The organism is Cobetia amphilecti, assembly GCF_032923285.1.
In the GTDB taxonomy this organism is placed as follows: Bacteria; Pseudomonadota; Gammaproteobacteria; order Pseudomonadales; family Halomonadaceae; genus Cobetia; species Cobetia amphilecti.
Window position 1 is genome coordinate 1,403,632 of sequence record NZ_CP136695.1, and the last position, 17,986, is coordinate 1,421,617.

The 17,986-nt window shown below is 64.2% G+C and carries 15 protein-coding genes and 1 pseudogene; 14 read left to right on the forward strand and 2 right to left on the reverse strand.

The window, feature by feature from the left end; genetic code table 11:
• Positions 1-1,386: 1,386 nt before the first annotated feature.
• Positions 1,387-3,237: pseudogene (gene rne, locus R1T44_RS06025) on the reverse strand (ribonuclease E); the annotation flags it as partial.
• Between the two features lie 1,036 nt (positions 3,238-4,273).
• On the opposite strand from rne, the gene R1T44_RS06030 reads away from it, so the two are divergent.
• The 3 genes from R1T44_RS06030 to R1T44_RS06040 are packed head-to-tail and all read left to right on the forward strand — an operon-like array spanning position 4,274 to position 7,050.
• Complete coding sequence (locus R1T44_RS06030; RefSeq protein ID WP_054555007.1) at positions 4,274-5,233, forward strand: RluA family pseudouridine synthase; 960 nt, start codon at positions 4,274-4,276, stop codon at positions 5,231-5,233.
• Positions 5,226-5,912, forward strand: coding sequence for an HAD-IA family hydrolase (locus tag R1T44_RS06035; protein WP_054555006.1), 687 nt, complete (start codon positions 5,226-5,228; stop codon positions 5,910-5,912). Before R1T44_RS06030 ends, R1T44_RS06035 begins: the two co-directional genes overlap by 8 nt.
• A 34-nt stretch (positions 5,913-5,946) precedes the next feature.
• Positions 5,947-7,050, forward strand: coding sequence for a S49 family peptidase (locus tag R1T44_RS06040; protein ID WP_153635257.1), 1,104 nt, complete (start codon positions 5,947-5,949; stop codon positions 7,048-7,050).
• 87 nt (positions 7,051-7,137) lie between these two features.
• Here the strand turns inward: R1T44_RS06040 and R1T44_RS06045 are convergent, their stop codons facing one another.
• Positions 7,138-7,728: a Maf family protein gene (locus tag R1T44_RS06045; protein WP_153635258.1), complete on the reverse strand. Its 591-nt coding sequence runs from the start codon at positions 7,726-7,728 to the stop codon at positions 7,138-7,140.
• A gap of 258 nt (positions 7,729-7,986) precedes the next feature.
• Between R1T44_RS06045 and R1T44_RS06050 the strand changes: the two genes are divergently transcribed.
• The 11 genes from R1T44_RS06050 to R1T44_RS06100 all read left to right on the forward strand — a co-directional run bounded on the left by R1T44_RS06050 (position 7,987) and on the right by R1T44_RS06100 (position 17,699).
• Positions 7,987-8,517, forward strand: a complete 531-nt coding sequence (locus tag R1T44_RS06050) for a YceD family protein (RefSeq protein ID WP_153635259.1) — start codon at positions 7,987-7,989, stop codon at positions 8,515-8,517.
• 33 nt (positions 8,518-8,550) lie between these two features.
• Positions 8,551-8,721, forward strand: coding sequence for a 50S ribosomal protein L32 (gene rpmF, locus R1T44_RS06055; protein ID WP_065392644.1), 171 nt, complete (start codon positions 8,551-8,553; stop codon positions 8,719-8,721).
• A gap of 29 nt (positions 8,722-8,750) precedes the next feature.
• A complete protein-coding gene (plsX, locus tag R1T44_RS06060; protein WP_082388113.1) occupies positions 8,751-9,773 on the forward strand; it encodes a phosphate acyltransferase PlsX in 1,023 nt (340 codons plus the stop codon).
• 287 nt (positions 9,774-10,060) lie between these two features.
• A complete protein-coding gene (fabD, locus tag R1T44_RS06065) occupies positions 10,061-11,023 on the forward strand; it encodes an ACP S-malonyltransferase (RefSeq protein WP_043331894.1) in 963 nt (320 codons plus the stop codon).
• 60 nt (positions 11,024-11,083) lie between these two features.
• Entirely contained in the window at positions 11,084-11,827 is a 744-nt protein-coding gene (gene fabG, locus R1T44_RS06070) for a 3-oxoacyl-ACP reductase FabG (protein WP_043331893.1), read from the forward strand.
• Positions 11,828-11,927: 100 nt separating this feature from the next.
• Positions 11,928-12,161, forward strand: a complete 234-nt coding sequence (gene acpP / locus R1T44_RS06075) for an acyl carrier protein (RefSeq protein ID WP_024950601.1) — start codon at positions 11,928-11,930, stop codon at positions 12,159-12,161.
• Between the two features lie 339 nt (positions 12,162-12,500).
• Positions 12,501-13,745 (forward strand): beta-ketoacyl-ACP synthase II, encoded by a 1,245-nt coding sequence (gene fabF, locus R1T44_RS06080; RefSeq protein ID WP_043331892.1) that lies wholly within the window; start codon positions 12,501-12,503, stop codon positions 13,743-13,745.
• A gap of 118 nt (positions 13,746-13,863) precedes the next feature.
• Positions 13,864-14,754, forward strand: coding sequence for an aminodeoxychorismate lyase (pabC, locus tag R1T44_RS06085; RefSeq protein WP_153635260.1), 891 nt, complete (start codon positions 13,864-13,866; stop codon positions 14,752-14,754).
• Positions 14,755-14,826: 72 nt separating this feature from the next.
• A complete protein-coding gene (gene mltG / locus R1T44_RS06090; RefSeq protein ID WP_172978623.1) occupies positions 14,827-15,828 on the forward strand; it encodes an endolytic transglycosylase MltG in 1,002 nt (333 codons plus the stop codon).
• A gap of 99 nt (positions 15,829-15,927) precedes the next feature.
• A complete protein-coding gene (gene tmk / locus R1T44_RS06095; protein ID WP_213113336.1) occupies positions 15,928-16,677 on the forward strand; it encodes a dTMP kinase in 750 nt (249 codons plus the stop codon).
• Positions 16,674-17,699, forward strand: a complete 1,026-nt coding sequence (locus R1T44_RS06100; protein ID WP_317292772.1) for a DNA polymerase III subunit delta' — start codon at positions 16,674-16,676, stop codon at positions 17,697-17,699. The genes tmk and R1T44_RS06100 overlap by 4 nt, the downstream gene beginning before the upstream one ends.
• The last annotated feature ends 287 nt before the right edge of the window (positions 17,700-17,986 follow it).

Here is a 17,986-nt window from a genome sequence, read left to right on the forward strand (position 1 = left end):
AGTGCGCTGGGCGGCGTGTTGCTCAGTCTTCTGCGCCTGGTGAGCGTCGGTGACAGGCGCTTCGGACGCCTCTTCGACTGGTGCTTCGACAGGTACTTCGACGACCGGCTCGGGCACTTCCGCTGTCGCTGGCTCAGACTCAGACGCTTGCGCATCGGATGCCGCTGACTCAGGCGCTACCGTCTCTTTCAGCGCCTCGTTGCTCGGCTCGCTGACTTCCGGTGCAACGGCAGCCGTGAGGTCTGCGCTGGCAGACTGCTTGGCGCTGGCCGGCGCGTCCTGTGCCGCGGTGCTGTTTTCACCCTGCGGAGCACTGGTTTCAGCCTGCGGAGCGCTGTCGTCGCCTTGCGGGGTAGCGGTGGTGGCGCTGATGGCTTCGGCACCTTCCTCGGCAATGGCCGGCACCGCAGCGGCGGCTGCCGGAGCAGCGGCGGCCTGCGGGCCTGCCAGCGTCATGGCCTTGAGCGACTTCTGCTCTTCGACCGCCTGCGGGTTCAGAGCATGCTGACGGCTGCGCACACGCGGGTTGTTGCGGGTCTGCTGGTCTTCGCTGCTGACCTGCTGTTCCACCTGCTCGGCCTGTTCGGCCGCCTTGATGGACTCGCGTGCCTGCTTGCTGTCGACCTGCTCGGCCTTGTCAGTCTTGGCCGGCTTTTCACCACGGGCCGGCTTGTCGCTGCGCTTGCCGGAATCGCGCTTGCTGGCGTTGTCGGCCTTGGCGTTCTGGCTGTCGCTGCTCCTGGCTTCGGCTTTCGGGCTGTTGTCAGCCTGCGGCGTCTGCTCCGGTTCGGCCTGCGGCTTGCTGTCGTTGGTGACGATTTCCTGCTGGCTGTCCTGACGCGACTCGTTGGACTTGCGACGGTTGCCACGGTCGTTGCGCTGACGGCGCTTGTTGTTGCTGCGGCCATCGTTCTGGCTGCTGCTGTCAGCGTCGTTGCCACGGGAATCGTTGCCGCTGTTGCGTGACTCGCCATCGTTGTTGCGTGACGCGTTGTCATTGCGACGACGGGAGTCCTTGCGGTTGTCATCACGCTCATTGCCACGGCCGTCGTTGCTGCGGTCGTTGTTGCGGTCGTTGCTACGTTCAGCGTTGCGGCCATTGCGGGAGTCGTTGCGAGCCGCTGCCGGAGCGCTGGCTTCACTGACGGTCTCGCGACGCTCGCGGGCCTTTTCCAGTGCCTTGCGGGCTTCGCTGGACTTGGCCGGCACGGCGGTGTCGCTGTCATTGCCCAGCAGGCGGCTGAAGCCTCGGGCCAAGCGCGACAGCAGGCCGCCACCGGCGGCCGGAGCGGCAGTCCTGGCGGGAGTCTGGGCTGAAGGCTGCGCCACGACTTCCTGCTTGCTGGCCTGAGCGCGGGTGTCATTGCCCTGGCTCGAACGGTTGCCCTGACGGTTGTCATTGCGCGAGCTCTGACGGCTGTCGTTGCGGCCTTCGCTGCGAGTGTCATTACGAGACTCGTTGCGCGACTCCTGGCGGTTGCGACCGTTGCTGCTGCCGTTGCCGTTGCGACGACGATTGCCGTTGTTCTTGCCGTTGCCGTTGCGGCTATCGCTGTCATTGCTGCTGTCAGCGGTCTCGGCCACTGCGGCGGGCGCTGCGGCAGGCGCTTCCGGTGCGGCAACCGGGGCAGGCGTGGTGTGGGACACGCTCTTGACGGCTGCTTCAGTGCGCGCCGGCGGCTTGTCGAAGTTCGGATCCGGTTCCTTGCCGACTTCGGTCTCGACGGACAGCTCGAAGCTGGACTTGTCGGCACCGTCTTCATCGACGTGGTCATCACGCAGACGCACGACTTCGTAGTGCGGCGTGTCGAGTTCCGGGTTCGGCAGCAGCACGACATTCACGCCCTGACGACGTTCGATGTCGAACAGCGTGGCGCGTTTCTCGTTGAGCAGGTAGGTCGCGACCGGCACCGGCAGGATGGCGCGGATCTGCGAGCTGCGCTCCTTCATGGCCTCTTCTTCGATCAGACGCATGATGGAGAGCGCCATGGAGCGCACGTCACGGATGGTGCCCTGGCCGTCACAACGCGGGCAGACCACGCCGCTGGTCTCGCCCAGTGAGGGGCGCAGACGCTGACGCGACATTTCCATCAGGCCGAAGCGTGAGATGCGACCGATCTGGACGCGAGCGCGGTCAATCTTGAGCGCGTCGCGCACACGATTCTCGACCTCACGCTGGTTGCGTGCCGGCGTCATGTCGATGAAATCGATCACCACCAGGCCGCCGATGTCGCGCAGACGCAGCTGGCGGGCGATCTCGTCGGAGGCCTCCAGGTTGGTCTGCAGCGCGGTTTCCTCGATATCACTGCCGCGGGTGGCGCGAGCGGAGTTGATATCGATGGAGACGAGGGCTTCGGTGTGGTCGATGACGATGGCGCCACCGGAGGGCAGCTTCACTTCACGCTGGTAGGCGGTCTCGATCTGGGATTCGATCTGGAAGCGCGAGAACAGCGGCACGTCGTCTTCGTAGAGCTTGATCTTCTGCTGGTAGCTCGGCATCACCTGACGTACGAAGGAAAGCGCTTCTTCCTGGACTTCCGGAGAGTCGATCAGCACCTCACCGATGTCATTGCGCAGGTAGTCGCGCATGGCACGGATGATGACGTTGGATTCACGGTAGATCAGGAAGGGGGCAGGGCGGCTGGAAGCGGCCTTGGTCACCGCGTCCCACACCTGGGCGAGATAGTCGAGGTCCCACTGCAGCTCTTCGGCGCTCTTGCCGATGCCAGCGGTGCGCACGATGACGCCCATCTTGTCCGGCAGGGTCAGGCTGTTCATCGCTTCCTTCAGCTGAGCGCGCTCTTCGCCCTCGATACGGCGGGAGATGCCACCGGCACGCGGGTTGTTGGGCATCAGCACGAGGAAGCGGCCGGCCAGACTGATGAAGGTGGTCAGGGCGGCGCCCTTGTTGCCACGTTCTTCCTTGTCGACCTGGACGATGACTTCCTGGCCTTCCTTGAGCACTTCACGAATGTTGGGACGGCCCTGGCCGGGGTCCTTGGAGAAGTACTCGCGGGAGATTTCCTTGAGCGGCAGGAAGCCGTGGCGTTCGGCGCCGAAGTCGACGAAGCAGGCTTCGAGGCTGGGCTCGATGCGGGTGATCTTGCCGCGGTAGATATTGGCTTTCTTCTGTTCGCGGGCGCCGGACTCGATGTCGAGATCGTAAAGGCGTTGTCCGTCGACCAGTGCGACGCGCAGCTCTTCCGGCTGGGTCGCGTTGATGAGCATCCGTTTCATGTCGTCTCGCTAGACTGGGCGTGCCGAAGGGCAGCCGCATTGTGCGTCGGCGACGAGGAACCGTTTTCCGCTTCGTGTTGTGCTCAGCGCATGTCGTGGAATGCGTTTTTCGCATGCAGGCAAGTCCGTGGACGGGCCACATGCGGCATGATCATGTTGAGTACTTGGAAGAGGCAGGACGTGTTGCGGGGATTTGTACTCCTCCGGCCCTGCGGTCTCTTCCCTAACACCTGGCATTTGCCGATTCATCGACGCCGGCCTTCGGCACGGATATCGAATGATTACCCGGGCTTCATGCCCGAGCGGTCTTGTGTCGTTGGCCCATGAATGACTGGGCGTCTTGCTGTCTTGCCTGCGCAGGCGGCTTTCGGGCTCCCGCGACATCATCTCGTGGAGTCTGCAACGAAGGCTCGAAGGGCGATTGCGCTGCGGCGCGCGGCGTCATGCGTTCCGCGCCCGCTGATATCGTCATCAGGTCCTGTGAGACCTGAGCGACATCGATGTTTTGCGTCAGCTGTTGGTCTGGCCACTGGCCGCGAATGACTGTCCTTGGGGCGGCCTTCGCTGCCTGTGATTGACAGGTGCGATGCGCGGGACAGCACGCTACCGACAGGGTAGATGACAACAGGGTGCTTGCGTGACCTGCACGGTGCTGATGTCGGTGCGCGTTGCTTCATTGCGGGCCATCTGACCCTCTCCGCCGGCGTGAAGCACCTTGTTGAAGTGCCGGGTGCGCCGTTTTTCCGGCCGCTGTGACAGGGCTGCGGAGACGATGATTGGGCATATAGAGAAGGCCCATCTCACTGCGCTCGAATATACCAGTAAAGGTATGTACCAGCAATTCAGCTGCCAGATCAAACGCTTCGCTACATCGCCCGAGATACGAGGCCCGGCGAGCCGCGGATGAGAGCGGCATATGGCACGATGATTCCCCATTGGTCGCATGACACCGTAGAATGACCGGTCTGAGTGCGCCCAGGCGCACGGCAACAAGATGAGCAGGCCGCGCGAAGGCGGGGCCGGAAAGGAGTGCGACATGGCCGAAGGCCAATCAGTCCAGTGGATCGAGGTTGCCCCGGAATTGGCCGGGCAGCGCATCGACAACTTTCTGCGTACCCGCCTCAAGGGCGCACCCAAGGCGTTGATCTATCGCATCGTGCGCAAGGGTGAAGTGCGCGTGAACAAGAAGCGCATCAAGGTCGATTACCGCCTGCAGGCGGGTGATCTGGTGCGGGTGCCGCCGCTGCGCCTCTCGCCGGAAGCCGCCGTGCAGGAGGTCAGTGACAATCTGCGCGAGGTGCTGGCGGGCTGCATCGTGCGCGAGACGGATGACTTCATGGTCATCAACAAGCCCTCGGGGCTTGCCGTGCACGGTGGCAGTGGCGTCAAGATCGGTCTGATCGAGGCCATGCGCCAGATCCGCGCCGACCTGCCGTTCCTGGAGCTGGTGCACCGCCTGGACCGTGATACCTCCGGCTGCATTCTGCTGGCCAAGTCGCGGGCTGCGCTGTTGCAGCTCAATGCCGACCTCAAGGCCCACAAGATGACCAAGCTGTATCTGGCGCTGGTCGAGGGGCGCTGGGATTCACGCCGCGATTATGTCAATGCGCCGCTGGAGCGCTATGACGGTGGCAATGGTGAGCGTCGGGTGCGTGTCGATGAGGCCGGCAAGACGGCCAGCACCCGCTACGCGGTGCGTGAGGCCTATCCGAGCATGACGCTGGTCGAGGCCGAGCCGATCACCGGGCGTACCCACCAGATTCGCGTGCATTCGGTGCATGCCGGCCACCCGCTGCTCGGCGATACCAAGTACGGCACCGAGCGCGGCAATGCCCTGGCGAAGAAGGTCGGGCTGGAGCGCCTGTTCCTGCATGCCGCCCAGCTCAGCTTTCCTGATCCGATCGACGGGCGAACCGTCACCGTGCGCGCACCGCTGGACAAGCGGATGAAGCGCGTTCTCGCCACTGCCAGAGAGCTGGGAGCTCGTCATGACTGATCTCACCGCAGGACTGCCGCAGCCGCGCTATCGCCTGGTCATCTTCGACTGGGATGGCACCCTGATGGATTCCGAGGCGCGTATCGTCGACTGCCTGCAGGCGGCCTCACTGGCGACGGGCATGGGCGAGCTGCCTGCCCATGCGGCGCGCGACATCATCGGGCTCGGGCTGCCCGAAGCCATGGAGCGCCTGTTCCCGGGGGCGACGGCCGAGCAGTGCGAGGCGCTGGTCGCGGCCTACAAGGCGCATTTCGTGGCGGTCGATACCACGCCGCTGGACTTCTTCCCCGGTGTCGAGGCCGGCATCCAGCGTCTGCGTCGCCATCCCGAGCAGCTGCTGGCCGTCGCGACGGGCAAGAGCCGCCGCGGGCTGGACCGCATGTTCACGGCCCATGATTGCGGTGACTGGTTCCATGCCTCGCGCACCGCGGACCTGACGCTGTCCAAGCCGCACCCTCGCATGCTCGAGGAGTTGCTGGCCGAGCTGAACGTTGAGGCGCATGAGGCGCTGATGGTCGGCGATACCGAATATGATCTGGAAATGGCGCGTGCCCTGGGCATGCACAGTGTCGGTGTCGACTACGGCGTACACAGTGTGCCGCGCCTTGAGGCCTGTGCGCCGCAGCGTATCGTCTCGCATTTCGATGAATTGATGGATTGGCTGTACGTGGCCAGGTAACGGCCGCGATCGCCCAGCACAGGAGCAGCAATCGATGAGTGACAGGCCGCATGATCCCTGGCGTGAAGGCGCGGGTGGCAAGGACGAGAGCGAAGCGGGCTTGAGCGGGCAGGGCATGAGTGAGCAGGGCATGAGTGGACAGGGCGCGGCTGACGCCTCCGAGCGAGAGGTGGACTGGCAGGCGCGCGAGCGTACCGCGCAGCTCGAGATGATGGACCGCTGGGTGCAGGGCGTGGTCACCGAGCAGCGTCGTTCGCGGCGCTGGAAGCTGTTCTTCCGCTTCCTGTTCGCGTTGCTGTTCATCGCCTCGATCGCGACCTCGGTGACTCTGTTCACGCTCGGCAGCCAGCCAGCGGCGCTGCCCGGCGAGCAGCATCTGGGCGTGGTGCGCGTGAAGGGCGTGATCGAAGCGGATGGCGAAGCCAATGCCGAGCGCATCATCAAGGGGCTGCGCGCGGCCTGGGAGTCACCGGTCTCCGTGGCGGTGGTGCTCGACATCAACTCGCCCGGTGGCAGCCCGGTGCAGTCCCAGCGCGTCTATGACGAGCTGATGCGGCTGCGCGAGCGGGGCGACAAGCCGGTGATCGCGGTGATTGAAGACCTGGGCGCCAGTGGTGCCTATTACATGGCGGCCGGCGCCGGCGAGATCATCGCGGCACCCTCGAGCCTGGTGGGCTCCATCGGCGTGATTTCCTCAAGCTTCGGGCTCAAGGGGCCGATGGAAAAGCTGGATATCGAGCGTCGCGTGTTCACGGCGGGAGACAACAAGGCGTTTCTTGATCCGTTCTCGGAAATCTCGCCGGACCAGCGTGCCTTCTGGCAGAGCGTGCTGGCCACGACGCACCAGCAGTTCATCGCGGCGGTCAAGGCCGGGCGCGGTGAGCGCCTCAAGGACGATCCCGAGCTGTTCTCGGGGCTGATCTGGACCGGCGAGCAGGCGCGGGGGCTGGGGCTGGTCGATCGTACCGGCACGCTGGAAGAGCTGGCAGCGGAGCTGACGCCAGAGGCGGAGCTGCACGATTACACGCCGCGTCAGGACCCCTTCGAGCGCTTCACGCGGCGCTTCGCCGGTGTGATGGTCAGTGCGATGGGGCTCGAGACGACGGTGTCGCCGGTCAGCTACCGCCTGCCCTGGTAGGCGAGCCAGGGCCGCAGCCCTCGTCGCTCAGGGCTGCGGTGTCTCTCGGGGGCGCGGTGCCTCTCAGGGTTAAGGTGTCTCTCAGAATCACGGCGCATCCAGCAGAGGGTCGACGCCTGCCTCGCGCAGCAGTTCGCACAGGCGAATCAGCGGCAGGCCGATCAGGCTGTTGGGATCACGCCCCTCGAGACGCTCGAAGAGCGTGATGCCCAGTCCTTCCATGCGGAAGCTGCCGGCGCTGTCGAGGGGGCGTTCACGCTCGACGTAGCGTTCGATCTCGGCGCTGGTCAGGGAGCGGAAGACGACCTCGTAGTCTTCATGGCAGACCCAGTGACGCGCGGATTGGGTGTCGATCAGCGCCAGGCCGGTCACGAAGCGCACGCGACGCCCGGAGAAGCGCGCCAGCTGGGCGCGTGCGGCTGACAGATCCGCCGGCTTGCCCAGTATCTCGCCCTCGAAGACGGCGACCTGATCGCTGCCGATGATCAGGTGGTGGGAGTAGGCATCCGCCACGACGTTGGCCTTGCCGAGTGCCAGACGATGGACCAGTGTCTCGGCACTTTCTGCGCGCCGCGGCGTCTCATCGATACTGGGGGCTGTCCAGGTGAAGGGCAGCCCGAGGCGTTCAAGCAGTTCACGACGCCAGCGTGAGCTGGACGCCAGGACCAGTGGAGTCATCATGGCTCTCCCGTCGGGGCGCGTTGCGGGCATTGGCTGGGCGGCGCGCGGCAAGTATTTGAAAAACAAGGGCTGCAGGATGCCGTAAATCCTCTCGGCATTGAAGCGTCAGGCGCGTACAATCGCGCGCTGGACGTGTAGCCCAGTGTCAGTTGTCGCATATCGACGTGAAAGCGTGATGGTGAGGGGGCTGGCAAAAGCAACAAGTTGCTCATGCATTTTGACACCGGGAGGGGGAATCCCTATTATGGCGCGCCTATGTTGACCACAAGACTGCCGACCAAGGTCGAGCCCTACCGGCTGGCGTCAGCGGGTAAACGCCTTGAAGGCGTGATTCCACTGGCGAACATGCCCCGTGTTGTTGAGGCCATCGGTGCTCAGGAAGGGGGCGTCAGCGTCTCCATGACCTTTGACATCGACACTCAACGTCGCAGCTTCATCGAAGGCTCCATCGCCTTCGAGGCAAGTCTGCTATGTCAGCGTTGTCTGGGACCCACCGAGCCGGAGCCGCTTTCCAGCGAGTTCCTGTTGGGTCTGGTGACCAGCGATGCGCTGGCGGCGCAGCTGCCCGGTGAGTACGAGCCGGTAGTGGTGGAAAACGAACAGCTGGATCTCCTGACAGTGATCGAGGATGAAGTGCTCCTGGTCCTGCCGCAGGTGGTCTACCACGAGGAGGCCGATTGTGCCGTCTCTCGCGACCAGCTGGCCAGCGGTGTGGAACCCGAGGCCTCGGACGCACCCGCTGTGAATCCATTCAGTGTGCTTCGCACCCTGAAGGACAAGCACTGAACTCAATTTGTCGACAAGATTGGAGTAATTCCCATGGCAGTTCAGCAGAACCGCAAAACTCGTTCCAAGCGTGGCATGCGTCGTAGCCACGATGCCCTGACTGCACCGACCCTGTCCCAGGACAAGGAAACCGGTACAGTTCACCTGCGTCACCACGTCTCTGCCGACGGTTTCTACCGTGGCCGCAAAGTCGTTGATGCATAAGGCATTGATGCAGCGCGCGGCGTAACGCCGTGCGTATCGCCATCGATACGATGGGCGGGGACTTCGGTCCCCGCGCTACGTTACGGGGCACGGCCAGTGCGCTGTTGCGAGACTCGCAACTCAGCGCCATCCTGGTCGGCCCGCAGCATCTACTGGATGCCGAGTTAGACTCCCTCCCTGCTTCACTCTCTCGTGTTCGTGATCGCCTTCAGACACTCGCTGTCGACGGCATTGTCGCGTCTGATGCTCGCCCGTCCCGCGTCCTGCGCAGCCGCGAGCCCAGCAGCATGTCTCAGGCCCTGGGCCTGGTGGCGAAGGGTCAGGCGGATGCCTGTGTCAGTGCCGGCAATACCGGCGCCTTGATGGCGCTGGGCATGCGCGAAGTGGGAAGAGTGAAAGGGGTGGAGCGACCTGCCATCTGTGCCGCGGTGCCCACGCGCGGCGCGCGCGCCTGCAGCCTGCTGGATCTCGGCGCCAACGTCGATGTCGCACCGCACCATCTGCTGGCGTTCGCCCGTATGGGCGCGATGCGCAGTCGCCTCATCGACGCGGTCGAGCGTCCACGAGTGGGGCTGCTCAACGTGGGGGTCGAGTCGGTCAAGGGGACTGCACAGGTGCAGGAAGCGCACGCCCTGTTGGCTGGCAGCGAGTCGGATTTCGACTACCTTGGCTTTGTCGAGGGCGGCGACCTCTTCTCCGGCAAGGTAGATGTGGTGGTCTGTGACGGCTTCGTCGGCAATGTCGTGCTCAAGAGCAGTGAAGGGCTTGCGCAGATGCTGTCGGCGCAGCTGGGGGCGACCCTGGCGGCCAGCTGGCGCACGCGTTTGATGGCCTGGCTGGCGCGCCCGGCGCTGACACGACTCTCGCGTGAACTGGATCCGGTGCGCTACAACGGCGCTAGCCTGCTGGGCCTGGCAAGCGTGGTGGTGAAGAGCCACGGCGGCGCGGCGGCGGAAGGCTTTGCCTTTGCCGTCACGCGCGCGGCCAGCGAGGCTCGCGAGCAGTTGCCCTCGCGCCTGGCGCAGGCCCTGGAAGGCACATACTCACGCTGAATGAGTAAATTGGTCTGATTTGTTCCTGTTGGGGTCGAGCTTCGGCGCACACGGTGCGACAATGCCAGCGCTTCGCGGCCGGGCGGTGAAGGCGGACGGGAATCAGGGGCAGGCAGCTCCTACAGGAAGCCCCCGCAGGACAGCAGCATGACGTAAATGACAGGAAGCAGGCTTTCCCCTGGCAGAAGCGTGAGACACGACAGTGGTCGTCTCGCTTGCGAGCCAGTGGAAATCGGGTTTCTTGACCCGTGTCAGTCCCACCTGAACAGATGGAAATGGTGACAGCAATGACAGATTCCCTGGCCCTCATCTTCCCGGGACAGGGCTCCCAGCAGGTCGGCATGCTGCGGGAGCTGGCGGAGCGCTATAGCGTGGTCCGCACTACCTTCGAGGAAGCCTCTGACGCGCTGGGGCGCGATCTCTGGCACCTGACACAGGAAGGCCCGGCGGAGGAGCTCAATCGTACCGAGCTGACCCAGCCGGCGCTTCTGACCGCCAGTGTCGCCATCTGGCGCGTCTGGCAGGAGCTGGAAGGCCCGCGCCCGGCGCGCATGGCCGGTCACTCCCTGGGTGAATACAGCGCCATGGTCTGCGCTGGCGTGATCGGTTTCGCCGAGGGCGTCAAGCTGGTCAATCTGCGCGGCGAAGCCATGCAGACTGCCGTGCCGCAGGGCCAGGGCGCGATGGCAGCCATTCTCGGTCTCGAGAATGCCCAGGTCGAAGCCGCCTGTGCCAGTGCGGCACAGGGTGAAGTGGTCGCGGCAGTCAACTACAATGCGCCGGGACAGGTCGTCATCGCCGGTGGCACCGCTGCCGTCGAGCGTGCCATCGCGGCATGTCAGGAAGCGGGTGCCAAGCGCGCCATGCCGCTGCCGGTGTCGGTACCGTCGCATTGTGATCTGATGCGCCCGGCGGCCGACAAGCTGGCCGAGGCGATGAATGCCATCGATTTCCGTGCGCCGCGCTATACCGTCATCCAGAATGTCGATGCCAAGGCGCATGACGATGTCGAGACACTGCGTCAGCGTCTGATCGAGCAGCTCTATCAGCCGGTGCGCTGGACCGATTGCGTCAATGCCATGTTCGATAGTGGCGCGCGCAGCTTCATCGAATGCGGCCCGGGCAAGGTGTTGACCGGCCTTGGCAAGCGCATTCAGCGTCAGGCACGTGGCCTGGCCGTGAATGATCCGGATAGCCTGGAAGCGGCGCTGGAACTTGCCCGCGAGACCGCTGCCGAACAGAATCAGTAAGCTCGTGGCTGGCCCATCTGGCCGGCCATGTGACTTGGATCAGCCAACTCAGGACTCAAGATGACGAGCGAACGCAGAATCGCACTGGTGACCGGTGCCAGTCGTGGCATCGGCCAAGCCATCTCCCGTGAACTCGGCCGTCAGGGCCGTATCGTGATCGGTACTGCCACCAGCGAGAAAGGGGCAGCGGCCATCGGCGCTGACCTCGAGGCGCACGGTATCGAAGGCGCGGGCATGCTGCTCAACGTCACCGATCAGGCCAGCGTCGACGCCGTGCTCAAGGAAATCGGCGAGCGCTTCGGCGCCCCGACCATTCTGGTCAACAATGCCGGCATCACGCGTGACAACCTGTTGATGCGTTTGAAGGAAGACGATTGGGACGCGGTGCTCGACACCAATCTCAAGTCGGTCTTCCGTGTCAGCAAGAGCTGCCTGCGCGGCATGACCAAGGCGCGCTTCGGCCGCATCGTCAACATCTCGTCCGTGGTCGCGACCATGGGCAACCTCGGTCAGGTCAACTATGCTGCCGCCAAGGCAGGCATGGAAGGCTTTGCCCGCTCGCTGGCGCGCGAAGTCGCGTCACGCAATATTACCGTCAACTCAGTGGCGCCGGGCTTCATTGCCACTGACATGACTGAAGCATTGCCGGAAGCGCAGCACGAAGCGTTGCTCGGCAACATCCCGCTGGCGCGCCTTGGCCAGCCGGAAGAGATTGCTGCGGCAGTCGGCTTCCTGACCAGTGATGCAGCAGGCTACATTACCGGTGAGACGTTGCAGGTGAACGGTGGCATGAACATGCGCTGAACCCCACGCAGGGACGTGGTTGCGTCCTTTTGGGGTGGCCTATAAACTACGCCCAGCTTTTTCGAGCTGCGGATTCCGTACCACTAGGAGTGATTGTTAAATGAGCACCATTGAAGAACGCGTCAAGAAGGTTGTGGCTGAGCGCCTGAACGCCAAAGAAGAAGAAATCCAGAACTCTTCCTCTTTCACTGAAGACCTGGGCGCCGATTCCCTGGACACCGTCGAGCTGGTGATGGCTCTTGAAGAGGAATTCGATACTGAAATTCCTGACGAAGAAGCAGAGAAGATCACCACCGTGCAGGAAGCTATCGATTACATCGTCAACCACCAGTAAGGTGTGTTGAAGCGATCACGGAGCAACCTGTTGCTCATGGTCGTGATGCAATTGTCTGTACGTTCAAGAGCCGCACTGTTCCTCAGTGCGGCTCTTGTCGTTCAGGGATGTGCTGCGCAATGCCGCGCCGACAGGGCGCGCATTGCCTGGTGGTAGGCGGTGGGCTTCGTGACAAATGTCCCCTTGTGGCAAGTGTCGGAATTCCTTCGTGAAAGTGGCCAGAAAAGCGCTTGAAAACCGACTGCCCACGCATGGCCAGGTTTCTGTATAATGCGCTCAATTACCGTCCGGGCGTCCATGGCCCTGGCGTGCCAATTCGATAGTTTTGGAGGAGACACGATGCCTCGCAGAAGGGTAGTGGTAACAGGTCTTGGCCTGGTAACCCCGGTCGGGAATACCGTCGAGGAAAGCTGGAGCAACATCAAGGCGGGCAAGAGTGGCATCGCGGCCATCGAGCATTTCGATGTCAGCGGTTTCAATACCCGTTTCGGTGGCTCCATCAAGGACTTCGATGTGGGTCAGTACCTGAACCCGAAAGAGGCCCGCAAGATGGACCTCTTCATCCAATACGGTATCGCGGCGGCCCACCAGGCCATCACCGACTCCGGCATTGAATGCACCGAAGACAACGCCGAGCGCATCGGTGTCGCCATCGGTTCCGGTATCGGCGGCCTGCCGATGATCGAGCACAACCACAAGGCGCTGGAGAAGGGCGGTGCACGTCGCATCTCGCCGTTCTTCGTGCCGGGCTCCATCATCAACATGATCTCCGGCAATCTGGCGATCCAGTTCGGTTATCGTGGTCCGAACATCGCGATCACCACCGCCTGTACCACCGGGACGCACAACATCGGTTACAGCGCACGTACCATCGCCTATGGCGATGCCGACGTGATGGTGGCCGGTGGTGCCGAGATGGCGACCACGCCGCTGGGGCTGGGTGGCTTCTCCGCGGCGCGTGCGCTGTCGACCCGCAACGATGATCCGCAGGCGGCCAGCCGTCCGTGGGACCGCGACCGCGATGGCTTCGTGCTGTCCGACGGCGCCGGTGTCGTCGTGCTGGAAGAGTACGAGCACGCCAAGGCGCGTGGCGCGACCATCTACGCCGAGGTGCTCGGGTTCGGCATGTCCGACGACGCTCACCACATGACGGCGCCGCCCGAAGACGGCCGTGGTGCGGCCGCCGCCATGCGCAACGCCATCCGTGACGCCAAGCTCGAGCCGAGCCAGATCGACTACATCAATGCCCACGGCACCTCCACCAATGCCGGCGACAAGGCGGAAAGCCTCGCCGTCGAGTCGGTGCTGGGCGACGCGGCACGTGATGTGGCGGTCAGCTCCACCAAGTCGATGATCGGTCACCTGCTGGGCGCTGCCGGCGCGGTCGAGGCCGTGTTCTGCGTGCTGGCGATGCGTGACCAGATCGCGCCGCCGACCATCAACCTGGACAACCCGGCCGAGGGCTGCAATCTCGATTACGTGCCGAACGTCGCACGTGACATGAAGATCGAGTACACCCTGTCCAACTCGTTCGGCTTCGGTGGCACCAACGGCTCGCTGGTGTTCGGCAAGCTCAAGGACTGATCACACGCTTTCGTGTTCTCTCTCCTCAGACGCGCTCCCATCCGGGGGCGCGTTTGTCTGTGGGGCGTCACCTGCTTTGCGTGTCGTGCCCGCAACCGTTCTCTGGAGGGCTGTATCGATGACGACTGATGCCTTTGGCAGCAAGAGCTCAGATGACCGGGCCTCTGATGAAAGGAGCGCTTACGACAAGCGCTCTCTTGCGACGCTTGCCGCCGATCTGCCCAGTGATGACCGTGGCCTCGCCTATGGCGAGGGCGTGTTCGAGACGATTCTGGTGCGTGAGGGCCAACCGCAGCTGTGGTCCTGGCACGAGGCGCGCCTGACGCGCGGTTGTCAGCGGCTGGGAATTGCAGCGCCTTCGTCAGCTGAGCTGGCGGGCTGTCTGGCGGTCTGCCAGGGCGAGGGGCTTGAAGTGCTCAAGCTGATCGTCACCGGCGGCTCCGGCGGGCGGGGCTACAGGGCACCTGAGTCACCGGAGACGCGCTTGCGGGCACGCGCGACGCCTTTTGCGGTCAATCAGCAGGCGCGGCGTGGCATCACGGCGCGGGTCTGTGAGCTGCGTGTGGCCGAGCAACCGGCACTGGCAGGGCTCAAGCACCTCAACCGGCTCGAGAACGTGCTGGCGCGCCGTGAGTGGAGCGACATGGCCATCAGCGAGGGCCTGTTGCTCAATGCGCAGGGTGAGCTGATCGAGGCCACCAGCATGAATCTGGCCTGGTATCGTGACGGGCGATGGTTCACGCCGTGTCTTGATCGTGCCGGGGTCGAGGGCACGCTGCTGGCGGCGCTTGAGGCCGAGATGACGTTCGAGCGAGTCCGTGAGGGGCTTGAGTCACTCGCGTGGGCCGAGCAGGTCGTCGTCATGAATTCCGTGCAGGGCGTCTGGCCGCTGCGCACCCTGCTCAAGGCCGATGGCGCGATTCTGGCTGAGTGGAAGGATGAGGCGCATCCGGCGCTGGACGAGTTGAATCACACTGTCGCGCGCTTGCTGGGCGAGCCCGCGAACTGACGGAAGACGACGAGCGTCAGCAGGCATGCCTGCGCGGTCGTCGCCTTCGCCATGAAGACTGGAAACCTGATTATGCGAGTGTTCAAGATCCTCCTGATGCTGGTAGTGCTGGCCGTGGCTGCGGGTGTGGTGGGCTTTCGTTATTGGCAGGCGCAGTTGCTGTCACCGTTGGCGATCGAGAAGGAACAGTTGTTCGAGGTGCCCAAGGGCGCCAGCCTGACCAGGGTCGTGAGCGAGCTCGAGTCACATGGCATCATCGAGGCGAGCTGGCCGTACAAGGTGTGGTCGCGCCTCGAGCCTGAGGCCGTCAATGGCCTGCGCGCCGGTGAATTCCGTCTCACGCCGGGCTTGAACGGCCGTGAGCTGGTGGCGCTGCTGTCCAGTGACGATGTGGTCAGCTATACCTTGACCGTGCCGGAGGGCTGGACCTTCGCCCAGATGCGCACTGCCATGGATGCCTCGCCCAAGCTTGAGCACACGACTCGCGACATGAGCGATGAAGAGTTGATGGCGGCCGTCGGTGCCGAGGGCGAGAAGCCGGAAGGGCGCTTCTTCCCGGACACCTACCGCTATCACAAGGGCGTCAGCGACCTCTCGCTCTACAAGCAGGCCTATAGCCGCATGAGCAAGACGCTGGAGGAAGTCTGGGCCGGACGTGACGACGACCTGCCGATCACCAGCGCCTACGAGGCGTTGATCATGGCGTCACTGATCGAGCGCGAGACCGGCGCCCCGGAAGAGCGCGACGAGATCGCCGGCGTCTTCAAGCGTCGCATGGAGCGCGGCATGCGCCTGCAGACCGACCCGACCGTCATCTATGGCCTGGGCAAGGACTATGATGGCTCGCTGTCGCGCGCCGACCTGCGCAAGCCGACGCCCTGGAATACCTACGTGATCACCGGCCTGCCGCCGACGCCGATCGCGATGCCCGGGCGCGCCGCGCTGGAAGCGGCGGTGCATCCCAAGGAAGGCGATACCTACTACTTCGTCGCCAAGGGTGAGGGCAAGCATCACTTCTCGCGCACGCTGCGCGAGCACAACAATGCCGTGCGCCGTTATATTCTCAATCGGTAATGCGTGGCGAATGAGCTGAAACCCGTGTGGCGAACAGGGTCTGCCATGCTGCACGAGGCTTTCGTCGCGAGTCATCTGCTGTCTGAATCAGGAAACATCATGTCTTCACGTCCGAGCGCATCAAGCACGACGTCTTCTCGCCACGCCGCCAGCGCGGCGGCCACCCAGGCTTCGCCCGCTGGTCGCTTCATCACGCTGGAAGGCGGTGAAGGCGTCGGCAAGAGCACCAATGTCGCCTTCGTGGTCGCCGAGCTCGAGGCGCATGGCCTCGAGGTCGTGCGCACGCGTGAGCCGGGTGGCAGCGAGCGAGCGGAAGCCATTCGCCAGTTGCTGCTGGACCCGGCGCCGGCCGAGTCGCTGAGTGATGATGCCGAACTGCTGTTGATGTTCGCCGCGCGTGCCCAGCATCTGGCCGCGACCATTCGCCCGGCGTTGGCGCGTGGTGCCTGGGTGGTGTGCGATCGATTCACCGACGCGACCTTTGCCTACCAGGGCGGTGGCCGCAACCTGCCGCTGGCCGATATCTCGGCGCTGGAATCCCTGGTGCAGAAAGGCTTGCAGCCGGACCTGACCCTGCTACTGGACATGCCGGTCGAGGCGGCACGTGGCCGTCTGGCCGCTCGTCGCGCCGAGACCGGCGAAGGCGCCGACCGCATCGAGCAGGAAGCCGAGCAGTTCTTCGAGGCGGTGCGTGTCGGCTATCACATGCGTCGTGACGCCGACCCCGAGCGCTTTGCCACCATCGATGCCGGTCAGTCGCTCGAGGCGGTGCAGGCCGATATCGCGGCGGTACTGGCGGCGCGCGTGGCGGCCTGGCAGGCGAACACTGCCACGGATGAGCAGCCATGAGTGCATCAGACGTCAGTAGTGGTGTCACGCTTTCGAGCTTCTCACCGCTGCCGTGGCAGCATTCGCTGTGGCAACACTTCACTGCAGTACACGACAACGGTCGCCTGCCGCATGCGGTGATGCTCAGCGGGCCCTCGGGGCTTGGCAAGCATGAGCTGGCCGATGCGATGATCGCCCGCGTGCTGTGTCGCACCGCCCAAGGCAAGCCCGGCGCGGCGGCCTGTGGTGAATGTCATGGCTGTCATATGCTGGCGGCCGGGCATCACCCTGATCTGATGGCGGTCGCGCCGCAGGATGTCGGCAAGATGATCCGCATCGACCCGATCCGTGAGGTCAATCGCTTCGTCTCCCAGACGGCCCAGCAGGGCGGCTACCGCGTCATCCGTCTGCAACCGGCGGAGTCGATGAACATCGCCTCGGCCAATGCCTTGCTCAAGAGCCTCGAGGAACCCGGCGCCAATACGCTGTTCATTCTGCTCAGCGACATGCCGTCACGGGTGCTGCCGACCATTCGCTCGCGCTGTCAGCAATGGCCGCTGGTGATTCCACCGGCCGAAGAGAGCCTGCCGTGGCTCACGCAGCAGCTGGGCGAGGATGTTCAGGCCCTGCTGCGCATGGCGGGCGGACTGCCGCAGCTGGCGGTGCGTCTTGGCGAGGCGGAGCAGCGTCAGCTGCGTCAGGCCTTGCGCGAGCTGTTCGATGCGCTGGTGCGCGGTGGTGAGCCGGTGGCCGAGGCGTGGCGACTGGAGCGCCAACCGCTGGCGCAGGTGCTGTGGTACGGTATTGCCTGGCTGGAAGACCTGATTCGCATGGGCCTGTCCGGCAACGCCAGTGACCTGCGTGACCCCAGTCTCGAGCCGCTGCTGAGACAGGCGGTCAAGAACGGGCGCACCCAGGACTGGTTCAAGCTGCTGGACTTCGCCCGCGAGCAGCGCCGTCTGCTGGCCGCGGGCGGCAACCCCAACCCACAGCTGGTGCTGGAAGCCTGGCTGGTGCGTTGGGCCGCCTTGCTACGCTCCTGAATGCGCAGCTGGCTTTTTCCGGCGTGAAGACCCGAGTGAAGGTCTGAGCGAAGGTCTGAGCGAAGAGCTGAGGAAGGGTCTGAGCAAAGGTCCGCGTGGAAAGCCACGAGGCTGCGCGAGGCAAGGCGGGCAGGCTAGACTGAAGCCAGCCAGGCCGCTTGCTCGCCTTGCGTCAGATGACAGCAGGCAATGGCCGAAGAATACGCATTGATACGCAGCGTGAGCCCTCATGTGAGCGCTGACGCTCGTCACGGGACTGCATGTGCCGGGAGACCGGCCGGAGGTGA